The organism is Nocardia sp. NPDC004722 (genome assembly GCF_053601505.1).
Genome location: NZ_JBSGBY010000935.1, coordinates 1 through 2,204, shown reverse-complemented (window position 1 = coordinate 2,204; position 2,204 = coordinate 1). Strand labels below are relative to the sequence as shown.

3 protein-coding genes and 1 pseudogene are annotated in these 2,204 nt (G+C 61.5%); 2 read left to right on the top strand and 2 right to left on the bottom strand.

All coding sequences use genetic code 11. From position 1 onward, the window contains the following. Together ACWELQ_RS44275 and rnhA are read left to right on the top strand one after the other, a co-directional pair. Nucleotides 1-585 (top strand): hypothetical protein (locus ACWELQ_RS44275; RefSeq protein WP_452402942.1); only part of this gene is annotated, 585 nt, incomplete at its 5' end. Between the two features lie 37 nt (nucleotides 586-622). Then, a pseudogene (gene rnhA, locus ACWELQ_RS44270) lies at nucleotides 623-1,078 on the top strand (ribonuclease HI); the annotation flags it as partial. 327 nt (nucleotides 1,079-1,405) lie between these two features. On the opposite strand, the gene ACWELQ_RS44265 reads toward rnhA, so the two are convergent. Then, a complete protein-coding gene (locus tag ACWELQ_RS44265; RefSeq protein WP_452402943.1) occupies nucleotides 1,406-1,921 on the bottom strand; it encodes a DUF3558 family protein in 516 nt (171 codons plus the stop codon). Nucleotides 1,922-1,980: 59 nt separating this feature from the next. Next, a partial coding sequence (locus tag ACWELQ_RS44260; RefSeq protein ID WP_452402941.1) for a hypothetical protein occupies nucleotides 1,981-2,204 on the bottom strand: 224 nt, incomplete at its 5' end.

The window sequence follows — 2,204 nt, the reverse complement described above, 5'->3', positions numbered from 1 at the left end:
CGAGCTCGCCTGTGGAACGCGATAGCCGACCCTGCACCGGATCAAGCTCCCGCGATCAAGATCTCCTCAGCTCGAAAGAACCTGCGGGCCAGTGCCTTACGCAGTGGGCTGCTGCTGATCATCGGACTCGGATCCCTGGTGCTCACCGTGTACCTCATCAACCTGTCCACGAATCCCGGCAGACTGCTCTCCTTCGCCACCACGTTCCTCGGCGTCGTCGGAATTCTCGGCACGGTGTTCGGCATCGTGGCGGTCCGCATCCACCTCCGCAAATCGGCATCACTCCGCCGGAACCCGTGGACCATCTGGCCGATCACCTATATCCGCACCGCCCGCAACGAATGGGTGACTCTCCTGAGCCCCGATACCAAACCCGTCGGCACGCTCCTGCTCAGCACCTGGCCCCACCACCTAGGCAAACTCGTCAACCACCAAACCCAGGAAATCTGGTTCGCCGGCGACCCCCGCCGCTACGGCGTCCTCTCCCGCCCCGGTGGCACCGACCTCTGCTACGCCTACTTCTCCCGCTCCACACCCCCACCCCAATTCACCTTCCGCGATCGCGAATCCCCGAGTGAGATCTAATGGTGCGAACCAGGATCGGGAGAGAGGCAGAGGCGGTATGGAAGTCCAGATCTACACCGACGGCGCGTGCAGCCCGAACCCGGGCCCCGGCGGGTGGGGCGCAATCCTGCGCCACGGCGACCACGAACGAGAGATCTTCGGCGGCGATCGCGGCCCCACAACCAACAACCGGATGGAACTGACCGCGCCGATCCAAGCCCTCAGCTGCCTCAAGCGAAGCTCGCAGGTGCGGATCTTCACCGACAGCACCTACGTCCGAAACGGCATCACGTCGTGGGTGAAGAAGTGGCAGGCCAACGGCTGGCTCACGCAGAACAAGGAGCCGGTCAAGAACGAGGACCTGTGGAAACAGCTGCACGCCTTGTGTTCCGAGCATCAGGTCGAATGGGAGTGGGTGAAGGGCCATGCCGGTCATCCGGAAAATGAGCGCGCCGACCGGCTCGCGGTGCGAGGCATGGTCGAAGAAGGCGGCGGTTCAGCGAAACAGCCCGGTGAACGTGCTCCGCGAACTCCCCGCCAACCATCGACTATCTCCGCCAAATCCGCCGCTCCCGCGAAACCCTGTGGAGCAGTGACCAAAACGGGCAAACCATGCTCGGTGTCAGCTGGCGATTCCGGCCTCTGCCACGTCCACGACCCTGCCCTGCAATGCGGCGCGATCAACCGCAAAGGCACACCCTGCACCGTCGCGACCGGCGGCGGCCGCTGCAAGTCCCACTTCGACATTCCGGACTCGTCCACAGACACCGCACAGCCGCTCGTCGCCCCATAGGACTGGTGGCGTAGAAACTCCACAGGGCTTTATCCGGAGCGAAGGAATTCAGGAACCTTTCGGCAGCAGCGGGGCAATCGCCTGAACGGCTTTGGCGACCGTATCGCAGGACTTCGCGTCACGGTCGACCGTGCTGAGCAGGATCCCTCCGCCTACGATGCCGACGAGCCCGTGGCATTGACCGCCCAAAAAGGGGCCCGCAACGATGGAGGTTCGACCATCGGCAGAAATTTCCTGGGTAGCTTCGTCTTTGCTTCTGGACTTCCGGAAGTAATCGATCGTAATATTCGTCGCTTCGATCGAGATCTGAGTCGGTCCCCCTCCGATAGCGCTGCCATTGATCGCGAACTCACACCCTCTGACCCTCTCGACCTGGTCATCGTAGCCGCCACCGTTTACCTGATCGGGAATAGAACGCCTCGAACCGGGGTCGATGTGCAACGACAGAAGCACCGAATCGGGGATATCGCGGCACGGATCGAAGGCGCCGGGGACCTCCGACGGCAAAACTGCAGTCGAACCATGGCCAGTATTCGATTCGCCGTTCCCGCACCCGGTGAGCACAAGTAGCCCGCCAAGCACGGAGGAGGTGATGCAAACAGCCCGCCGAGACCTTGACCCGATCAATTTTTGGGCACCTCCGACCCTCCATTGAGAAAGCTGTTCAGAGCGTCATTGTTTCTGAACAGATCATCCAAATGACCGATTGACTGATCGTTCCAGTACTGGGTTACATAGCTCTTCAGCTGAACGTTTCCCATGAACTGACGCACACTGCTCTGAGTACCGTCGCCGGAGTTCTCTATGATGTCGAGCGCCTGCCCATTCCCTATCAGGTTGGAATCGG